17 protein-coding genes are annotated in these 18172 nt (G+C 72.4%); 8 read left to right on the top strand and 9 right to left on the bottom strand.

The features are described 5' to 3' along the window. The 5 genes from WMJ97_RS04450 to hemL all read left to right on the top strand — a co-directional run. Positions 1-1024, top strand: a 1024-nt coding sequence (locus WMJ97_RS04450; protein ID WP_347347763.1) for a uroporphyrinogen-III synthase, incomplete at its 5' end; no start/stop codon positions are given. Further along, the gene (gene hemB, locus WMJ97_RS04445; protein ID WP_347347762.1) at positions 1024-2001 is read left to right on the top strand and encodes a porphobilinogen synthase; all 978 of its coding nucleotides are present in this window, start codon (positions 1024-1026) and stop codon (positions 1999-2001) included. The genes WMJ97_RS04450 and hemB, both read left to right, overlap by 1 nt. Next, positions 1998-2591: a TIGR03086 family metal-binding protein gene (locus tag WMJ97_RS04440; protein ID WP_347347761.1), complete on the top strand. Its 594-nt coding sequence runs from the start codon at positions 1998-2000 to the stop codon at positions 2589-2591. Before hemB ends, WMJ97_RS04440 begins: the two co-directional genes overlap by 4 nt. Before the next feature lie 73 nt (positions 2592-2664). Beyond that, complete coding sequence (locus WMJ97_RS04435) at positions 2665-3585, top strand: CPBP family intramembrane glutamic endopeptidase (RefSeq protein WP_347347760.1); 921 nt, start codon at positions 2665-2667, stop codon at positions 3583-3585. 42 nt (positions 3586-3627) lie between these two features. After that, a complete protein-coding gene (hemL, locus tag WMJ97_RS04430) occupies positions 3628-4935 on the top strand; it encodes a glutamate-1-semialdehyde 2,1-aminomutase (RefSeq protein ID WP_347347759.1) in 1308 nt (435 codons plus the stop codon). 52 nt (positions 4936-4987) lie between these two features. Here the strand turns inward: hemL and WMJ97_RS04425 are convergent, their stop codons facing one another. Then, on the bottom strand, positions 4988-5953 hold the full coding sequence (locus WMJ97_RS04425; protein WP_347347758.1) for a 4-hydroxy-3-methylbut-2-enyl diphosphate reductase: 966 nt from the start codon (positions 5951-5953) through the stop codon (positions 4988-4990). Between the two features lie 112 nt (positions 5954-6065). Here WMJ97_RS04425 and xseA point away from each other — a divergent pair, with 112 nt between their 5' ends. Together xseA and WMJ97_RS04415 are read left to right on the top strand one after the other, a co-directional pair. Further along, positions 6066-7304: an exodeoxyribonuclease VII large subunit gene (gene xseA / locus WMJ97_RS04420; RefSeq protein WP_347347757.1), complete on the top strand. Its 1239-nt coding sequence runs from the start codon at positions 6066-6068 to the stop codon at positions 7302-7304. After that, positions 7301-7498, top strand: coding sequence for an exodeoxyribonuclease VII small subunit (locus WMJ97_RS04415; RefSeq protein ID WP_347347756.1), 198 nt, complete (start codon positions 7301-7303; stop codon positions 7496-7498). Before xseA ends, WMJ97_RS04415 begins: the two co-directional genes overlap by 4 nt. 649 nt (positions 7499-8147) lie before the next feature. Here WMJ97_RS04415 and WMJ97_RS04410 read toward each other — a convergent pair. After that, positions 8148-8681 carry a DUF4245 domain-containing protein gene (locus WMJ97_RS04410; RefSeq protein ID WP_347347755.1) on the bottom strand — a complete coding sequence of 178 codons (534 nt, stop codon included), beginning with the start codon at positions 8679-8681 and terminating at the stop codon, positions 8148-8150. Here WMJ97_RS04410 and WMJ97_RS04405 point away from each other — a divergent pair. Beyond that, positions 8680-9450 (top strand): hypothetical protein, encoded by a 771-nt coding sequence (locus WMJ97_RS04405; RefSeq protein ID WP_347347754.1) that lies wholly within the window; start codon positions 8680-8682, stop codon positions 9448-9450. The two genes, WMJ97_RS04410 and WMJ97_RS04405, sit on opposite strands and share 2 nt — an antisense overlap. Before the next feature lie 19 nt (positions 9451-9469). Here WMJ97_RS04405 and WMJ97_RS04400 read toward each other — a convergent pair whose 3' ends face one another. The 7 genes from WMJ97_RS04400 to mca form a co-directional block, all read right to left on the bottom strand. Beyond that, on the bottom strand, positions 9470-10819 hold the full coding sequence (locus tag WMJ97_RS04400; protein WP_347347753.1) for a PhoH family protein: 1350 nt from the start codon (positions 10817-10819) through the stop codon (positions 9470-9472). Between the two features lie 569 nt (positions 10820-11388). Continuing rightward, complete coding sequence (locus tag WMJ97_RS04395) at positions 11389-12195, bottom strand: isoprenyl transferase (RefSeq protein ID WP_347347752.1); 807 nt, start codon at positions 12193-12195, stop codon at positions 11389-11391. 115 nt (positions 12196-12310) lie between these two features. After that, positions 12311-13255, bottom strand: coding sequence for an NAD(P)-dependent oxidoreductase (locus tag WMJ97_RS04390; RefSeq protein WP_347347751.1), 945 nt, complete (start codon positions 13253-13255; stop codon positions 12311-12313). 24 nt (positions 13256-13279) lie between these two features. Next, a complete protein-coding gene (locus tag WMJ97_RS04385) occupies positions 13280-15424 on the bottom strand; it encodes a thioredoxin domain-containing protein (RefSeq protein WP_347347750.1) in 2145 nt (714 codons plus the stop codon). 19 nt (positions 15425-15443) lie between these two features. Next, a complete protein-coding gene (locus tag WMJ97_RS04380; protein ID WP_347347749.1) occupies positions 15444-15632 on the bottom strand; it encodes a hypothetical protein in 189 nt (62 codons plus the stop codon). Positions 15633-15702: 70 nt separating this feature from the next. After that, positions 15703-17085: a DUF222 domain-containing protein gene (locus WMJ97_RS04375; protein WP_347347748.1), complete on the bottom strand. Its 1383-nt coding sequence runs from the start codon at positions 17083-17085 to the stop codon at positions 15703-15705. 131 nt (positions 17086-17216) lie between these two features. Next, positions 17217-18158 carry a mycothiol conjugate amidase Mca gene (mca, locus tag WMJ97_RS04370; protein ID WP_347347747.1) on the bottom strand — a complete coding sequence of 314 codons (942 nt, stop codon included), beginning with the start codon at positions 18156-18158 and terminating at the stop codon, positions 17217-17219. Positions 18159-18172: the final 14 nt, after the last annotated feature.

Genomic DNA, 18172 nt, shown 5'->3' with positions numbered 1-18172 from the left:
CGCCCTCGCCGAACGCCAGGTGCTCGCCGAGCTCGGCGCCGGCTGCGCGGCCCCGGTGGGCGCCCTGTGCACGGTCGCCGGGCCGACCGCGACGCTGTCGGCTCGCGTGCTCGACGCGTCGGGCCACGCGAGCGCCGAGGCGTCGGTGGAGACGCCGGCGTCCGCGAGCCCCGAAGAGCTCGGACGCCGCGTGGCCGCCGCGCTGCTGGCGGCGGGGGCGGCGTCCGTCACGGCGCTGGGCGAGGGCCGCGACTCCCAACTGGAAGACTTCCACGACGACCAGGCGCTCTGGGCGCCCGGCACGACGACCGACCTGGTGGGCCGGCACATCCTGCTGCCCCGGGCCGACGGGTCGCTGGCGGACGCCGTGCGTGCGGCCGGCGCCGACGTCACGTGCGCGCCGCTGACGCGGACGCTGGCGCTGCCGTTCCCTCCGCGGCTGCCGCGGGGGGCGGATTGGCTGGTGCTGACGTCGTCGAACTCGCTGAAGGTCCTGGTGGAGAGCGGGTTCAACCTGCGCGACATCGGCTTTCAGATCGCGGCGGTCGGCCCGGCGACGCGGGCGGCCGTGGTCGCGGAGGGGTTCCGCGTCGGCCTGACCCCCGAGGGGTCGGCCTCGGCGGACGACCTCGCGCGGGCTTTCCCGAGCGGCAGCGGGCGCGTGGTGATCCCGGGCTCGGCGCAGAGCAAGCCGGCCCTCGCCGAGGCCCTGCGCGCGAAGGGCTGGACCGTCGTGGTCATTCCGATCTACAGCACCGCCCCCGTCTCCCGCGCGCCGGCTGCGGTCGCGCGGGCCTGGTCGCGCGGCGACTTCGACGCCGTCGTCGTCACGGCCGGCTCGGTCGCCTCGGCCGTCCTCGAACTGCTCGGGCCCCCGCCCGAGCGCACCCGCGTCGTCGCGTTCGGCAAACCGAGCGCGGCGGCGGCCACCGACCTGGGCCTGGAGGTCGCGGCGACCGCCGCGACGCAAGACGGCCCGGGCCTCGTCGGCGCCCTCACCCGCGCCCTCGGAAAGGAACACTGATGGAGATCCCTGTCGTCCGTCCCCGCCGTCTGCGCACGACGCCGGCCATGCGCCGGCTCGTGCGGGAGACGCACGTCCGCCCCAGCCAGCTCGTGCTGCCGGTGTTCGTCGCCGACGGGCTGGACGCGCCGCGTCCGATCACCTCGCTCCCCGGCGTCGTGCAGCACAGCATCGACTCGCTGAAGGCGGAGGCCGCGCGCGCCGTCGAGGCCGGGCTGGGCGGCGTGATGCTGTTCGGCGTCCCGAACGAGGACGACAAGGACGCCGCCGGCTCGGCCGGCAGGTCGCCCGAGGGCATCCTGAACCGCGGCATCGCGGCGGTAAAAGCCGAAGTGGGCGACGAGACCGTCGTCATGGCCGACACGTGCCTCGACGAGTTCACCGACCACGGCCACTGCGGCGTTCTGACCCACGACGGTCGCGTCGACAACGACGCGACCCTGGCGCTCTACTGCGAGATGGCCGTCGAGCAGGCGCGGGCGGGGGCGCACGTCGTCGGGCCGTCCGGCATGATGGACGGCCAGGTGCACGCCATCCGCACCGCGCTCGACGACGCGGGCTTCCACGACACCTCGGTGCTGGCGTACTCCGCGAAGTACGCGTCGGCCTTCTTCGGGCCGTTCCGCGAGGCGGTCGGCTCGTCGCTCCAGGGCGACCGCAACGCCTACCAGCAGGATCCGGCGAACCGCCGCGAGGGCCTGCTGGAGGCCAACCTCGACATCGACGAGGGGGCCGACATGGTCATGGTGAAGCCCGCCGGCTACTACCTCGACGTCGTGGCCGACGTGGCCGCGGTGTCGCCGGTGCCGGTGGCGGCCTATCAGGTGTCCGGGGAGTACGCGATGATCGAGGCCGCCGCCGAGCACGGCTGGATCAACCGCGAGCGCGCGATCGCCGAGTCGGTGACCGGCATCGTCCGGGCGGGGGCCGACATCGTGCTGACCTACTGGGCGCTCGAGTTGGCGGGGCGGCTGTGACGCGGGACGCCTCCGCGGAGGCGGGGTCGCGGGCGCGCGACCTGCTGCCGGAGGCAGCGGCGTCCGTCAGCGAGGCCGTCGCGCTGGTACCCGAGGACGCCTGGGGCAACCCCTCGCCGTGCGAGGGCTGGAGCGTGCGGGACGTGCTGAACCACCTCACCAGCGAGCACCTGTGGGCGCCGCGGCTGCTGGCCGGCGACACGATCGCCGACGTGGGGGACGCCTACGAGGGCGACGTCCTCGGGGCCGACCCGCGGGCGTCCTGGAAGGCGGCGGTGGCCCGGTCGATGCTGGCGTGGGCGCAGGCGTCCGACGAGGGCCGTGAGCTGCAGATGAGCTTCGGGCCGTGCACGGTCGGCGAGTACGCGCAACAGATGCTGGTGGACCTCGTCGTCCACGGGTGGGATGTGGCGCGGGGCGCAGGCGTGGTGTTCGACCCGCCGGCCGACGCCGTCGAGGAGGCCCTGCACTACGCGGCGTCGATGGCCGACCCCGACGGCGTCCCGGGCCTCTTCGCGGCCCCGGTGGAAACGTCGTCGGAGGATCGGCTCGACGTGCTCGTGGCGCTGCTCGGCCGCGAGCCGGCGTAGGGCGATACCGCGGCGCAGCGAGCGTGCGTCGCGGTAGCGTGCGGCTGTCGTCGCACCGAAAGGCCCCACCCCCATGGCCGGCTCCCCCGCCCCCGCCGTATCCACGCTGCCCCGAGCCACCCGCCCGCGGGCGATCGCCGACGCCTGCCTCGCCGTCGCCGTCACGCTCGCGCTGCTGTGGCTGTCGGCCCGCGTCCCGCTCCCCTCGGCCGATCCCGGGTCCGCTCCTGCGACCGTCGCGTCCGCCGAGCGCGGCGCGCTCGGTGCTCCGTTCGTCACCAGCTTCGTGGCGTTCCAGGCGGCGTCCCTGCTGCTCATTCGCCTGTGGGGACGCCGACCGGGCGAGTTCGGCATCGGCCTCGCCCGGCCGCGCGCGTGGGTGGAGGCGGCGTGCATGGCGCTGGTCGTGCTGGGCCCGGCGTGCGGCGTGCTGTTCCCGCTGGTGGGCATCCTGCGGCTGAGCCCGATGGGCGTCGGTGGGGTGGTGCTCGGGGCGGGCTTCCTCGCGTGCCTGCCGCTGGCCGGGCTCATGCTCCGCCGGACGACCGCCGTCGGTGAGGAACGCCTCCTCGCCCGCCCTCAGGCCGGCCAGGTCGCCGCCTGGGCGGGGATCCTGCTCGCCGCGTTGGCCGTCGGCTGGGCGCTGCACGCCGGGGTGCCCGCGGCCGCCCGCATCGCGTACGCCCTCGTGTTCGTCGGCATCGGCGAGGAACTCCTGTTCCGCGGCCTCGTACAGACCCGGCTCGACGAGGCCTTCGGACGCCCCTGGCGCTGGTTCGGCGCCGACGTCGGCCCGGGGCTCGTCATCGGCGCGGCCCTGTTCGGCGTCTCGCACCTGCTCGCGCCGGCGAACCCGTTCCAGTGGGGCTGGTTCCTCTGGACGTTCGCCATGGGCCTCGTCTTCGGCTGGCTCCGCGCCCGCACGGGCTCGATCGCCGCGCCCGCCCTCGTCCACGGCGTCCTGGACGCCGTCGCCGCGGCCCTCTCGCGCTGACCGCGGGACGGACACCGGCCCGGCCGCACTAGCATGGCCGGCATGGCTGACATGGACGAGGTGTACCGGCACGCGTGCGAGTTGATCCCGGGTGGGGTGAGTTCGCCGGTGCGGGCCTTCGGCTCGGTCGGGGGGACGCCGGTGTTCCTCGCTGCGGCGAAGGGCCCGCACGTCATCGACATCAACGGGCGCGAATACGTCGACCTCGTCTGCTCGTGGGGCCCCGCCCTGCTCGGGCACGCGCACCCCGAGGTCGTCGCGCGGGTCAACGAGGCGGCCGCCCGCGGCCTGTCGTTCGGGGCCCCGACCACCGCCGAGGTGCAACTGGCAGAGCTGATCCGCGGCCGCGTCCCGTTCGCCGAGAAGGTCCGGTTCGTGTCGACCGGCACCGAGGCCACGATGACCGCCATCCGGCTGGCCCGCGGGGCCACCGGGCGCGACAAGATCGTGAAGTTCGCCGGCTGCTATCACGGCCACTCGGACGCCCTTCTCGCCGAGGCCGGCTCCGGCGTCGCGACGGCCGGGCTGCCGGGCAGCTCGGGCGTGACGAAGGCGTCCGCGGGCGACACGATCGTGCTCCCCTTCAACGACACCGACGCGCTCGCCGCCGCCTTCGAAGCGAACCCGGGCGAGATCGCCTGCGTGATCACCGAGGCCGCGGCGGCGAACATGGGGGTCGTGCCCCCGGCGCCCGGGTTCAACGAGGCGATCCGCGGCCTGACGAGGGAGAACGGCGCCCTCATGATCTCCGACGAGGTGCTCACCGGGTTCCGGGTGCACCCGTCGGGCTGGTGGGGCCACACCGACGGCCAGCCCACCCCCGACCTCGTCACGTTCGGCAAGGTGGTCGGCGGCGGCATGCCGCTGGCCGCGCTCGGCGGGCCGGCGTCCCTCATGGACCTGCTCGCGCCCGTGGGCCCGGTCTACCAGGCCGGCACGCTGTCGGGGAACCCCCTCGCGACCGCCGCCGGCATCGCCACGCTCTCCCTCGCCGACGACGCGGTGTACGCGCGCGTCGACGAGGCGTCCGCGGCACTGCAGCGCGAGGTGCACGCGGCGCTGGCGGCCGCCGGCGTCCCGCACCGGGTGCAGGCGGCGTCCAACCTGTTCAGCGTGTTCTTCGGCGAGAACGCCGACGAGGTCGGCGTGACGAACTACACCGAGGCGAAGACGCAGGAGGCGTTCCGCTACCCGCCGTTCTTCCACGCGATGCTGGACGCCGGGGTCGCCCTGCCCCCGAGCGTCTTCGAGGCCTGGTTCCTGTCGGCCGCCCACGACGACGAGGCGCTCAACCGCATCGTCGACGCGCTCCCGGCCGCGGCGAAGGCTGCCGCCGAGGCGCGCGGCTGACCGGCGTCCGGGCTGGTCACCCGCCGGCCGGCGGGTGGGCTACTCGGGTGGGCTACTGGGTGTCGCAGGCGGACGCCTTGCGCAGATCCTTGCGCAGCTCGGGCGGCAGCGCGAACGTGAGGTTCTCCTCGGTGAGGCGCTCCTCGACGGCCGCGGGGTAACCCCGCGACTCCAGGAACTCCAGCACGCCCTGCACAAGCGCGTCCGGCACGGACGCCCCCGACGTCACGCCGATCCTCTCCACCCCCTCGAGCCACGCGGGCTCGATCTCGCCGGCGTTGTCGACCCGATGGGACGCCTTCGCCCCGGCCTCCAGCGCCACCTCGACCAGCCGCACCGAGTTGGACGAGTTGCGCGAGCCGACCACGATCACCAGGTCGGCGTTCTCGGCGATCTGCTTCACCGCCGACTGCCGGTTCTGCGTCGCGTAGCAGATGTCGTCGCTCGGCGGGTCGATGAGCTGGGGGAACTTCTCGCGCAGCTTCGACACCGTCTGGTAGGTTTCGTCGACGCTGAGGGTCGTCTGCGACAGCCACGCGACCTTGCTCGGGTCGGCGACCTCGACGCCCGCGACGTCGTCGGGGTGCTCCACGAGGATGATGTTCTCGGGCGCCTCGCCCGTGGTGCCCTCGACCTCCTCGTGCCCGGCGTGGCCGATGAGCAGGATCTGCTGGCCCTGGTTCGCGAACCGCTTCGCCTCGTGGTGCACCTTCGTCACCAGCGGGCAGGTCGCGTCGATGGTCTTCAGCCCCCGCTCGGACGCCTCCGCGTGCACCTGCGGAGACACCCCGTGCGCCGAGAAGACGACCGTCGCACCCTCGGGCACCTCGGCCAGCTCCTCGACGAAGACGGCGCCGCGCGCGCTCAGATCTTCCACCACGTGCCGGTTGTGCACGATCTGCTTGCGGACGTACACCGGCGGCCCGTACGCCTCCAGCGCCCGCTCGACGGTGATGACGGCCCGGTCCACCCCGGCGCAATACCCGCGCGGGGCGGCGACGACAACGCTCTTGGTCATGCGGGCCAGTCTAAAGAGCACCCAACCCCAGTCCCAAAGGCGGCCGACGCACGACGAGGGACGCCCGTGCTGTAACGGCTGAATGTCCGAGGCCCGGTCTAGGGTGGACGCCGTGCCGCTCACCAGTTCCCCCGAGAAGCCGCAGCCGCTGCGCACGGTGGTGGCTGCCCTCAAGGACTGGGTGGAGCGCACGAACGCGATCTGGGTCGAGGGGCAACTCATCGAGATCCGGCGGCGGGCCGGGGCGTCCCTGCACTTCCTGCGGCTGCGCGACACGCTGGCCGAGGTGTCGGTGACGATCTCGGCGTCCACCGCGGTGCTCGACGCCGCGGGCCCGTTGACCGAGGGCACGGTCGTCGCCGCGTGGGTGCGGCCGACGCTGTGGCCGAAGTCCGGCTCGCTGACGTTCGAGTGCCGCGACATCCGGCCGTCCGGGGAGGGGCGCCTGCTGGCGCACCTCGAGCAGCGCAAGCGCGCCCTGCAGGCCGAGGGGCTCTTCGACCCGGCGCGGAAGCGGCGGCTGCCGTTCCTCCCCCGTGTGATCGGCCTCGTCACCGCCGAGGGGTCGGCGGCTGAGCGCGACGTCGTCGAGAACATCCGGCGCCGGTGGCCGGCGGCCGTGCTGCGCATCGAGCACGCGCTCGTCCAGGGCGAGAAGGCGGCCCTGCAGGTGGCCGACGCGCTCCGCGCGCTCGATCGAGACGAGCAGGTCGACGTCATCATCGTCGCCCGCGGCGGCGGCTCGCTGGAGGATCTGCTGCCCTTCTCCGACGAAGGGCTCGTGCGCGCCGTGTTCGCGGCGCGCACGCCGGTGGTGAGCGCGATCGGCCACGAGTCCGACACGCCGATCCTCGACCTCGTGGCCGATCTGCGCGCCTCCACGCCCACCGACGCGGCCAAGCGGGTCGTGCCGGACGCCGAGGCCGAGCGCGCGGGCCTGGAGCAGGCCCGGCAGCGCCTCCGCCAGGCGATCGCCGGACGCCTCGAGCGCGAGGCGCGCTGGCTCGCCGACGTCCGCTCGCGCCCGGTGCTGCGCGACCCGGGGGCGTCCGTCGAGATCGCTCGCGAGCGCGTGACCGACGCCACCGGACGCCTCCGGCGCGCCGCCGCGGCGGCGGTGCGAGGAGAGCAGGCGTGGCTGGAGCACACGCTGGCCCGGGTCCGGGCGCTGTCGCCGCGTGCCACGCTGCAGCGCGGCTACACCATTCTGACCAGGGACGACGGCTCGACGGTCACGTCGGTGACCCAGCTCGAGCCCGACGACACGATCGTCGCCCGGCTGCTCGACGGCGAGGTCGCCGCCGCGGTCATCGACATCGAACCCCACGACCCCGAGGAAGAGGAATCATGAGCGACGAGCCCACCTACGAGAAGGCGCGCGAGCAGTTGACCGAGGTCGTCCGGGAGTTGGAGTCGGGCAACGTCCCGCTCTCCCGGTCGCTGGAGCTGTGGGAGCGGGGCGAGAAGCTGGCGGCCGTCTGCCAGCGCTGGCTGGACGGCGCGAAGGCGAAGATCGCCGAGGCCGAAAAGCTACGAACAGATTAAGGACTGCAACTTTCACGGCAACAAGCGGCGCCCCCTGTTTTGATTTTTAGTCGTTAGGGCTACATTAGAGGTGTCGGGAGGTACCCGGCAGGAAGAAAAACAGGAAGGCAGACATCATGAACTTCGTCACCGAGGGCCTCAACAAGCTCTACAGCGCGTGGCTCGAAGGCGCCGAGTCGATGGCCAAGGCCTACTACTTCGGCGACATCGACAGCGACGAGAACAACTGACCTCAGGTCACCGTCCATCCGTCCACCACTACTAGCCTGACAAGGAGTGTTGCGATGCTGAACTTCTACACGGTCCAGATCCCGCAAGAGATCGACCCCGTGGAGAACGACGCCATCGGCGTGATCGACGCCACGTAACCTCGTCGGCAAGACGGGGGTACTGGCCACCCAAGGTGCGGTACACCGCATCCCCGTGAAAACAAGGAAGATGAAGCCCTCACCACAACGCGGTGGTGAGAGGCTTCCCGCATTTAACGGGCATTTCGCAATCTTTCCCGGCCGATCGACGCACCGTTCGGTGATTCTTCAGCGCGGGGCGTCCCCCGTGCGGGGGACCTATTCGGTCGCACCCACGAACCTCACGAAGTTCTCCTGAGAAACAGACAAACGCGACCGTAGATTTTCCTGAAACCGACTCGTCACCGTAGCGTCGCCGTGAACGCCTCGAGTTGGTCGTAGCGGACGTCGCCGCTCACGATCGTCGCGTGGTCGGCGTCCAGGCGCACGAGCGCGCGCGTGCGCCGGTCCTGCGAGACGTACCGCGTCCACGTCACGTCGCCGACCCGGGACTCGCCGTCCGCCCGGCCGTCGCGGGTGACGTCGCGCACGAGCAGCTCGGGGAGGGCGTCCCGCTGGTCGATCGCGAAGTACTGCCGCTCCGGCGAGAGGAACCCGAGCGCGATCGTGTTGCCGGGCACGGGCTCGCGGTTCAGCCCCGCCTGGCCGCGCGGCGTCCACCGCGCGCGGGTGGCGACCCAGCCGTCGGGCAGTTCGGCCGGAGCCAGCACCGGGTAGCCGGCCTCCCGGGCGGCCGCGACCACCGGACGAGCGTCGACCACGTTCGGCTGCGGCTCGGGAATCCGGGTGAACCACGCGACGATCAGGAACACCGGCACGAGGACCACGACCATCGCGACGAGCAGGTGGATCACGGGCGGGTTGGGGCGGGCCATGCGGGCGATTCTCGCACGGTCGTCCAAGCCTTACGTGGCGGCGTCCGGGTTGAGCGGGCATCGCCGGGTCGGCGACGATGGGCGCATGCACCCCGGCTCCCCCGACGACGCCCCCGTCACGCTCGCGCGGGCCGACACGCCCGCGGGCGAGGTCGCGCTGCGCTCCCGCGGGAACGTCGTCGAGCTGATCGTCAACGGCGTCTTCGCGATGGACTCGGTCGAGACGGCGTCCGAGATCGCGCTGGCCGACGCCGCCGGACGCCCGCCTGGCCGCGTGCTCGTCGGCGGGTTGGGGTTGGGCTACACGGCGTCGGCGCTGCTCGACAACGGCGCGACGAGCGTCGACGTCGTCGACCTGGCCGAGCCGCTGCTCGACTGGGCGCGCGCCGGCGTGACCGAGCGGCTCGGGCGGGTGGCGTCCGACCCGCGCGTGCGGCTGCACGCCGGCGACATCGCCGCGTGGGCGTCTCCGGAGAGTGCGCCCACGCGCGGCGGCCCGTGGGACGCCGTCCTGCTCGACGTCGACAACGGGCCCGGCTTCCTCATCCACGACGCGAACGAGCGCGTCTACTCCGCGGACGCCCTGGGCGCATTCGCCGGCCGCCTCGCGGCCGGCGGCGTCCTCGTGGTGTGGTCGGAGTCGCCCAGCCCACCGCTGTGGGCAGCGCTCCGCACGCTGGACGCCGCCGCCGAGGAGATCCTCGTGCCCGTCGAGCGCGACGGACGCCGGTTCGACTACGCGCTCTACCGCGCGCGCCGCCCGGCGTGACCCGCCGTATCGCCCGGCGTCACACCCCGTAGTCGCCCAGCAGGTCAGTGACGAGGGCGGCGATCGGCGAACGCTCCGACCGCGTCAGGGTGACGTGCCCGAACAGCGGGTTGCCCTTGAGCTTCTCGACGACCGCCGCGACCCCGTCGTGCCGGCCGACCCGCAGGTTGTCGCGCTGCGCGACGTCGTGCGTGAGCACGACCTTCGAGTTCTGCCCGATGCGCGAGAGCACCGTGAGCAGCACGTTGCGCTCCAGCGACTGGGCCTCGTCGACGATCACGAACGCGTTGTGCAGCGAGCGCCCGCGGATGTGCGTGAGCGGCAGCACCTCGAGCATGTCGCGCGCCAGCACCTCCTCGACCACGTTCTTGTGGGCGATCGAGCCGAGCGCGTCGAACACGGCCTGGCCCCAGGGCGACATCTTCTCGTGCTGGTCGCCGGGCAGGTAGCCGAGCTCCTGGCCGCCGACCGCGTACAGCGGCCGGAACACGATCACGCGGTCGTGCTGCGACTTGTCCAGCACGCACTCGAGCCCGGACGCCAACGCCAGCGCCGACTTGCCCGTGCCCGCGCGGCCGCCAAGCGACACGATGCCGACGCTGGGGTCGGTCAGCAGGTCCAGCGCCACCCGCTGCTCAGCGGAGCGGCCGTGGAGGCCGAAGACGTCCCGGTCGGTCCGGATGAGCCGCAGCGTCTTGTCGGGGTGCACCCGGCCGAGCGCCGTCGAGCCGCCGCCGCGGGCGACGACACCCGTGTGACAAGGCAGATCGAGCACCTCCGCCGTCGTGACCTGCCCCTCGTCGTAGAGCTGGTCGATCGCGGCGGCGCTCAACTCCAGCTCGACCATGCCGGTCCAGCCGGACTCTCGGACGAGTTCGTGGCGGTACTCCTCGGCGTCCAGGCCGACCGACGCCGCCTTGATGCGCAGCGGGAGGTCCTTGGTGACCAGCGTGACGTCCCGGCCCTCCGCGCGGTAGTTCAGCGCGACGGACAGGATGCGCGAGTCGTTGTCGCCCAGGCGGAAGCCCGGCGGCAGCACCTCCGGATCGGTGTGGTTCAGCTCGACGTGGATCGTGCCGTGCGCGTCGTTGACCGGCAGCGGCCGGTCAAGGCGTCCGTGCTGGCCGCGCAGGTCGTCGAGGAAACGCAGCGCTGTCCGCGCCGCGAAGCCCAGCTCCGGATGATGCCGCTTCGCCTCCAGCTCGTTGATGACGACGAGCGGCAACACGATCTCGTGCTCGGCGAAGAACCGCAGGGCGTGCGGGTCGCTGAGGAGCACGGACGTGTCGACCACGTAGACCTTGGTCTGCTGGCCGAGGGCGGTGACGGGGGCGGCGTCCGGAACGAGCTGGGTCTGGTTATCGAGCACGTCGGTCCTTCTTGTCTCAGGGCCGCGCGGGGGGACCCACCCGGCCTCGCCTGTCGGTTCAGCCGGTAGCATCCCTGAAGGGATCAGGTCTCATCGATCGAGTGCCTCCCGGAGCGGACGCCTCGGCGGCGTCCACAGCGGCACAGTAACCCGAGGCCGGGGCCGCTTTGCACCCAACGCGCCGACAGTTTCGCTGATGTTCATCTCCACTCCGAGGCCGCCTAAGCCGCGGACGCCCACGCGGCGGCCGACCGCGCCGGCGGCGTCCGAACCCACCCGTGAGCACGACATATGCCGTGGTACTAAAGTACCGACCTCGTCGTTCGATGGTGCCGAACACCCTCGCCGGGCTGGAGTCCGCGCACCGAAGGGGGCTAGCTTTGTTGTCAGCGGTGGTCCGAACGTCAGGCTCGCTGGTCCCGAGCCACCGAACTTGGGGTTGACTCCCTCCATGGTCAATCCCGCACCGTGCGAACAGAACCGCCAGCCCGTCCCCCGAGGCTGGCGGTTCAGCTCGTTAACGGGCGGTGCGCAGAACCGACGGCGCGGTCACCCGACCGGACGCCGCCTCAGCGGCCGTAGCGGCGCTCGCGATTGCCGTACGAGCGCAGGGCGCGCAGGAAGTCGACGCGCCGGAAGTCGGGCCACAGCGCCTCGCAGAAGTAGAACTCGCTGTGCGCCGACTGCCACATGAGGAACCCCGAGAGCCGCTGCTCCCCCGAGGTGCGAATGATCAGATCCGGATCCGGCTGGCCGGCCGTGTAGAGGTGCTCGGCGATGTCGTCGATCTCCAAGGTCTGCGCGAGATCACCGAGCGACGTGCCCCGCGCGGCCTCCTTCGCGAGCAGCGACCGGACGGCGTCCCGCAGCTCGTGCCGCCCCCCGTAGGCCACCGCGACGTTCACGCGCATGCCCTCCACGGACGCCGTCGCCTCCTGCGCCGCGCGCAGGCTCGCCGCCATCGTGTCGGGCAGCAGCGACAGGTCGCCCACCGGCTTGACGCGCCACCGGCCCGTCGCCGCCAGCTCCTCGACCAGGCCGACGATGACGCCCAGCAGCGGAAGCACCTCCGCGTCCTCGCTGCGGGTGAGGTTCTCGGTGGACAGCACCCAGAGCGTGACCGTGCCGATGCCGGCCTCATCGCACCACTGGACGAAGTGTTTCAGCTTGTCGGCGCCCGCCTGGTAGCCCACCACGAGGGGCTGGCCGGGGGCGTTCAGCCGCGCCCAGCGCCGGTTGCCGTCGGCGAGGACGGCCACGTGCCCGGGCAGCCGCGCAGGATCGAGCTCGGCGCGCAGCCGCTGCTCGTACGTCGAGTACAGCAGCCCCGCCGGATGGAGCCGGTCGGCCCACTCGCGCGTCTTGGCCCACGACATGGCCCCCAGGGTAGCGGTCGGATGCGCGCCGCGGCAGAAGCCCCCGGCGCCCCCCGTGCAGGCGCACCCTCCCCCGGACGCCTCCCCCGGCGCCCGCTCGACGCGGACGGCCACGTCAGCGAGAAACCAGGTTCTCCAACGGCTCACCGCGCCGCAGCCGCTCGATGTTGCGGCAGATGAACTCGCCCGCCCCGACCGCGCGTCCGCCGGCGACGTGCGGGGTGATGATGCAGTTCGGGGCGTCCCACAGCGGCCCGTCGGCCGGGTACGGCTCGGTGGCCGTGACGTCCAGCGCCGCGCCGCCAAGGCGTCCGGAGCGAAGGGCCGCGTCGAGGGCGTCCTCGTCGATGGTCGTGCCGCGGCCGACGTTCACGACCCAGGAGATGGGCTTGAGCTGCGCGATCCGCTCGGCATTGAGGGCCTTGTCGGTCTCGGGCGTCGAGGGCAGCACCATGACCAGCACGTCGGTCTCGGGCAGCAGCTCCGGCAGGGACTCGTCGGTGAACACCTCGAAGCCGGCGCGCTCGCCGGCCGAGTTCGCCACCCCGCGCACGTGGGCGGACGCCGCCGCGAACAGCTTCGCGGCCGTCTGCCCGATGGACCCGAACCCCCAGATGAGGACGTTCGCCCCGATCAGCGTGGCGACCCGGTCGTCGGGGTGGAGCGCCCTCCAGGCGCCGAACTCGTCGTGGGCGAAGACGTGCTGCTTCTGCAACTCCAGCAGCCGAGGCAGCCGATTCACGCCCGCGAGGGCGAGCGCCAGCGCCACCTCGGAGACCGTCTGGTCGTGGAACCCGCGCCCGTTCGTGATCTGCACGTCGGGCCCGAAGCCGGCCTTGAGGACGCCGTCCGGCCCCGCCGCCAGCGTCTGCACCCACCGCAGCCGGGACGCCTCCCGCGCGAGCTGGGTCACCGCGGGCGCGGCACCGCCCTCGACGACGGCCGCGTCGGCGTCCAGATGCTCGGGCGGCACCAGCTCACCCGGGTCGACGTACACGACGTCGACGCCCTCGGGCGGATCGAACTCGAACGGGGCCGTGGAGGTGACGAGCAGCTTCATGGCCTCATCCTAAAGACGGCTCGCTCAGGCGCGCGACCAGAGCGCCCGCCGGATGCCCTTGACCGTGGACGCCGGCGCGAAGCACGTCTCGCCGCGGCAGACGTACACCGTGCCGCCCGTCTCGACGTCGGCGTGCTGGTCGTACTCGGCGTCGACCTGGCCCGCCCCGCCGATGGACGCGTGCGTGATCTTCGCCTCCTCCGCTTCGCCGGCGGACGCCTCGTCGGAGCGCACCACCGGACGCTGGTCGAAGTGGTGGGCGAACCCCTTCGTGCCGGGCTTGCCGGCCACGATCACCGTGCCGGACGGGGCCATCCGCCAGGTCGCGACGGCGGCGCGGGACAACGGGCTGCCCGAGGCGTCCACGACGACCGCGACGGCCGGCTTCAGGCCCTGACGGGCCTCGTCGGCGATGATCACGTCGGTGAGCGCCGCCGGCGCGAACCGCGGGCCGGCCTCGACGGTGCCCCACGTGGTCCGGGCGGCGGCGTCGGCTCGTTCGAGGAAGTCGGGCCGGTCGGCGAGCAGCCCGACCACGCGCAGCGCCGACACGAGCGAGCTGGTGCCGGACGGCGTCGGGTTGTCGGACACGTCGCGCGGGCGCGCGTAGAGCCCCGACGTGGCCGACTCGCGGGCGTCGTAGAAGCCTCCGTCGTCGGCGCCGAAGCGCTCGATCGCCTGATCGAGCAGCCGGACGGCGTGCTTGAGCCACCCCGCGTCCCCCAGCGCACCCGCGAGGTGGCCGAAGGCGAGGGCGAGGGCCCCGTAATCGTCGGCGAACGCGCGCACGGTGGAGACCACCCCGTCGTGGGACGAGCGTCGCAGGCCGCCCTCGGCCCAGTGCAGGGCCCACAACGTCTCCGCGGAGTCGCGCGCCAACTCCAGCCACTCCGGCTCGTCGAAGATCAGGGCGGCCTGCACGAGGGCGTCGATCATCCAGCCGTTCCAGGCCGTGACGACCTTGTCGTCGCGCGGCGGCGCGAAGCGCGTCTGCCGCTCGGCCAGCAGCCGCTCGCAGACGGACGCCAGCCGCTCGGCATCCGGCACCCCGCGCAACTGCAGCGTGGACAGCCCGTACTCGAACGTGCCGGTCGTCGTCACGTGGAAGACACCCTCGGCCCATTCCGCGTCCTCCTCGCCGAGGCAGTCGACGAGCAGGTCGTGGTTCCACACGTAGTAGATGCCCTCATGGGGCATGCCGTGCGCGTCGGCGGAGTCGGCGTCCAGGCTCGCGGCGAACCCGCCGGACGGCACGATCATCTCCCGCTTCAGCCACGCGACGATGCCGCGCGCGGAGCGCTCGAAGAGCGCGCGCAGGGCCTCGTCGTGGCTCGGCGTCCGGCGCCAACCGCGTGCGTACGCGCCGAGCAGCAGGGCGTTGTCGTACAGCATCTTCTCGAAGTGGGGTACGACCCAGCCCGCGTCGACCGCGTACCGGTGGAACCCGCCGCCGACCTGGTCGTGGACGCCGCCGCGCGCCATCGCCTCCAGCGTGCGCTGGGCCATGTCGAGACTGGCGGGTTCGCCCTTCACGAGGAGGGCGTCCACCAGCAGCGGCGCCGGGAACTTCGGCGCGCCGCCGAAGCCGCCGTGCACCAGGTCGAACTCGGCCGACAGCTTGTCCATCGTCTCCCACACGTTGGGCGCCTGCTCGGCGGCCGGAAGCTGATTGATCGACGCGAGCTGTTCCACGATGGACGCCGCACTGCCGGTCACCTCGTCGCGCCGGGTGGCCCAGGCATCCGCGAGGGCCTCCAACACCTGCCGGAACGACGGCATGCCGCCGCGGGGCTCCGGCGGGTAGTAGGTGCCCGCGAAGAACGGCTCGCCGTCGGGCGTCGCGAACACGGTCATGGGCCAACCGCCCTGGCCGGTGAGGGCCTGGGTCGCCCGCATGTAGACGGCGTCGACGTCGGGACGCTCCTCGCGGTCGACCTTGATGGGCACGAAGTGCTCGTTGACGAACCGCGCGACCTCCGTGTCTTCGAAGGACTCGTGCATCATCACGTGACACCAGTGGCACGCGGAGTAGCCGATCGAGATCAGCAGCGGGACGTCGCGCTTCTTCGCCGACTCCAGCGCCGCCGAACCCCAGGGCCACCAGTCGATCGGGTTCGACGCGTGCTGCCGCAGGTAGGGGCTGGACGACTTCGCGAGGCGTTGGGGCATGGCCGCCAGCCTACTGGGGTCAGCGGCGCGGTCCGTCGTCGGCGAACGGGGCGGCGTCGGGACGCTGCTGATCGACCGGCACGTCGATGCGCCGCAACTGTTTGCGCATGCTGAAGAACAGGAACGTGATCACGAGGCCGAGGATCACGACGAGCAGCAGCGCCGTCCAGCCGGGTGCGACGAGCGCACCGAGGTCGAGCAGAATCATCATTCCTCCTTGCCCGGCCCAGCCTACCCCCGGACGCCCCTGGCGGCGGAGTCGCTCACGCGCCCCGCGCTCAGGCGGCCTCCTCGGCGTCGGGACGGCGGATGTCGAAGAGCACCCGGACGCACTCGTGCAGACTGAACCCCTCCCCGCCGGCGCGGGGCGCGATCCGGGCGGGGTCGTCTGCCCCGATCTCCGTCTCGAACGTCGCGATCGATTCCAACCCGGCGCCGCGGGCCGTGGCGTCCGTCACCACCAGGTGCTCGAGCGTCTCCGCGGAGACGCCGCCGAGCCAGGCGTCCGACAGCAGGCGTCCGTCGGGGAGCCGCACCTCGAAACGTCGCCACGGGCTCGCGGACCGCGTCAGCGTCAACCCGCCCTCGTGCACCACGACGTGATGCCGTCGGCACACCAGGACGAGGTTCTCCAGATCGGTGGGGCCGCCCTCCCGCCCACGCTCCCACCACGGGATCACGTGGTGGGCGTCCAGATGCCTGGTCTGATGGCAGCCGGGGAACTGGCACACCCCGTGATCGCGGACGCGCAGGGCGCGCCGCTGCGCGCGCGTGGCCAGCCGTTTGGCCCGGCCCATCCGCAACACCTCGCCATCGGCGGTCAGGACGCCTTGCAGCAACGCCGTGCACGCCAGGCGTCGCGCGACCGCGGGTTCGACCGGACCCTGACCGACGACGTGACACGCCCCCGCCTCAAGGGCGCGCCAGGACGACCGCGCCGCGGTATCGGGCGCGGCCGGCACGTCCTCGCCGACCAGGGACTCCGCGCTGACCTGCACCACGACCAGCGTGTGGTCGTCAGCCGGCTCGCCCGGCAGGCGGTCGAGATGCCCGGCCGCCACGTCGAGCAGCCCCTGGACGCGATCGAGCGGCTCACCTCCGTCGTCAGCCCCCCGCCGCGCGGCGGCCTCGACGGCGGCGTCGACCAGCGCCGCCTCCTCCGGCGCCAGGACGATGCTGATGCGCACCATGCCGTCGGCCGTGCCACGGCTGGAATACCGGCGCCGTTCCACCTGCCTGATCCGCGTGCCCGCGGCCCCCCGGTAGGCCGACACGGTTCTCGCGAGCTGGGACGCCGTCATCTCCAGCGCCAGGGCGCACAACTCGGCCTCGGCCAACTCGTCGCTGACCCGCGTCAACTCGCGGACCTTCGAGTAGGAGAGCCGCCCTGCCGCGAACAACTCCGACACCACCGGCAGCCCCCGCAGGGCCCGCGCGACCCGCACCTGCTCGCGCGACGCGCTGGCGCCCACCGAACACGCCCAGGCGAGGTAGTGCGCCGTGGACTTCGCACCCGCGAACGATGCCCACCCCTGCCCGGCGTCGAACTGCCCCACCAGGTGCAGGAACTCGAAATCGAGGCTCGCCCGGCGCGCGGCCAAGCCCTGAAGCTGCAGACCCATACCCTCCGCGACAAGCGGGTTCATCACGTCATCCGTCATAGGAGCATCCCAACACCCGGGTCTGACAGTATTCGTACGTTCGTTCTATATATGACCTCATTCGCATGCCAGGACGCCTCCGCGGAGGCGTTTCCGCGGAGGCGTCCTGGGTCGGGTGGTCGGTCGGGCGGTCAGATCTGGTAGTACCACTCCGCGTCGGGAGCGACGACGTGGGTGTCGAGGCCGGCGAAGAGGTCGTCCTCGGGGAGCTCGGTCGGCACCATCGAGCGCACGAGTTGGAAGTCCTCCGTCGGCCAGCCCACCTGCTGGATCTTCAGCGGGACGGCGAACCAGAAGCCGTCGGGGTCGACCTGGGTGGCGTGGGCCTTCAGGGCGGCGTCCCGGATCGGGAAATAGTCGCCGCACGGCACGAACGTCGTGAGCCGCGCCTCGGCCTCCGGGTCCTCCGCCCACTCTGACAGCCGCTCGGCGTACGGTGACGGCAGGCCCTCCTCGTGCATGAGTTGGTCGAGCCGGGCGAACCGGCTGCGATGGAACGACATCTGGTAGTACACCTTCGCCACCTGCCACGGCTCTCCGTGCTCGGGCCACTTGGTGGGGTCGGCCGCCGCGTCCAGGGCGGCCATCGAGATGCGGTGGCACATGATGTGGTCGGGATGCGGGTAGCCGCCGTTCTCGTCGTACGTCGTCATGACGTGCGGACGGAACTCGCGGATCACCTTCACCAGCGCGCCGGCGGCCTCATCGACGTCCTGCAGCGCGAAACAGCCGTCGGGCAGCGGCGGCAGCGGGTCGCCCTCGGGCAGGCCCGAGTCCACGAAGCCGAGCCACGTCTGCCGGACGCCGAGGATCTCCCGCGCCGTCTCCATCTCCTTCTGGCGGATCTCGGCGATGTGCTCCTCGTTGTACGGGTTCTCCATCTTCGGGTTCAGGATCGACCCCCGTTCGCCCCCCGTGCATGTCGCGACGAGTACGTCGACGCCCTCGGCGACGTACTTGGCGGTCGTGGCCGCGCCCTTGCTCGACTCGTCGTCGGGGTGCGCGTGCACGTGCAGCAGGCGCAGCGGGTCGCCGGAGGCGTCCACCCTGCGCGCGGTGTGATCGGAAGCCATGGGCACATTCTTGT

It is taken from the genome of Nigerium sp., assembly GCF_039811905.1.
GTDB lineage: Bacteria > Actinomycetota > Actinomycetes > Propionibacteriales > Propionibacteriaceae > Propioniciclava.
This window is presented reverse-complemented; position numbering and strand designations above follow the sequence as displayed.

Excerpts from the sequence above, each read along its gene's own strand:
- WMJ97_RS04375 (WP_347347748.1), bottom strand. The coding sequence starts at position 17,085 with ATGACGGATGACGTGATGAACCCGCTTGTCGCGGAGGGTATGGGTCTG.
- hemL (WP_347347759.1), top strand. The coding sequence starts at position 3,628 with ATGGCTGACATGGACGAGGTGTACCGGCACGCGTGCGAGTTGATCCCG.
- WMJ97_RS04425 (WP_347347758.1), bottom strand. The coding sequence starts at position 5,953 with ATGACCAAGAGCGTTGTCGTCGCCGCCCCGCGCGGGTATTGCGCCGGG.
- WMJ97_RS04395 (WP_347347752.1), bottom strand. The coding sequence starts at position 12,195 with ATGTCGTGGGCCAAGACGCGCGAGTGGGCCGACCGGCTCCATCCGGCG.
- WMJ97_RS04380 (WP_347347749.1), bottom strand. The coding sequence starts at position 15,632 with ATGATTCTGCTCGACCTCGGTGCGCTCGTCGCACCCGGCTGGACGGCG.
- hemB (WP_347347762.1), top strand. The coding sequence starts at position 1,024 with ATGGAGATCCCTGTCGTCCGTCCCCGCCGTCTGCGCACGACGCCGGCC.
- mca (WP_347347747.1), bottom strand. The coding sequence starts at position 18,158 with ATGGCTTCCGATCACACCGCGCGCAGGGTGGACGCCTCCGGCGACCCG.
- WMJ97_RS04435 (WP_347347760.1), top strand. The coding sequence starts at position 2,665 with ATGGCCGGCTCCCCCGCCCCCGCCGTATCCACGCTGCCCCGAGCCACC.
- WMJ97_RS04415 (WP_347347756.1), top strand. The coding sequence starts at position 7,301 with ATGAGCGACGAGCCCACCTACGAGAAGGCGCGCGAGCAGTTGACCGAG.
- WMJ97_RS04410 (WP_347347755.1), bottom strand. The coding sequence starts at position 8,681 with ATGGCCCGCCCCAACCCGCCCGTGATCCACCTGCTCGTCGCGATGGTC.
- WMJ97_RS04405 (WP_347347754.1), top strand. The coding sequence starts at position 8,680 with ATGCGGGCGATTCTCGCACGGTCGTCCAAGCCTTACGTGGCGGCGTCC.
- WMJ97_RS04390 (WP_347347751.1), bottom strand. The coding sequence starts at position 13,255 with ATGAAGCTGCTCGTCACCTCCACGGCCCCGTTCGAGTTCGATCCGCCC.
- WMJ97_RS04385 (WP_347347750.1), bottom strand. The coding sequence starts at position 15,424 with ATGCCCCAACGCCTCGCGAAGTCGTCCAGCCCCTACCTGCGGCAGCAC.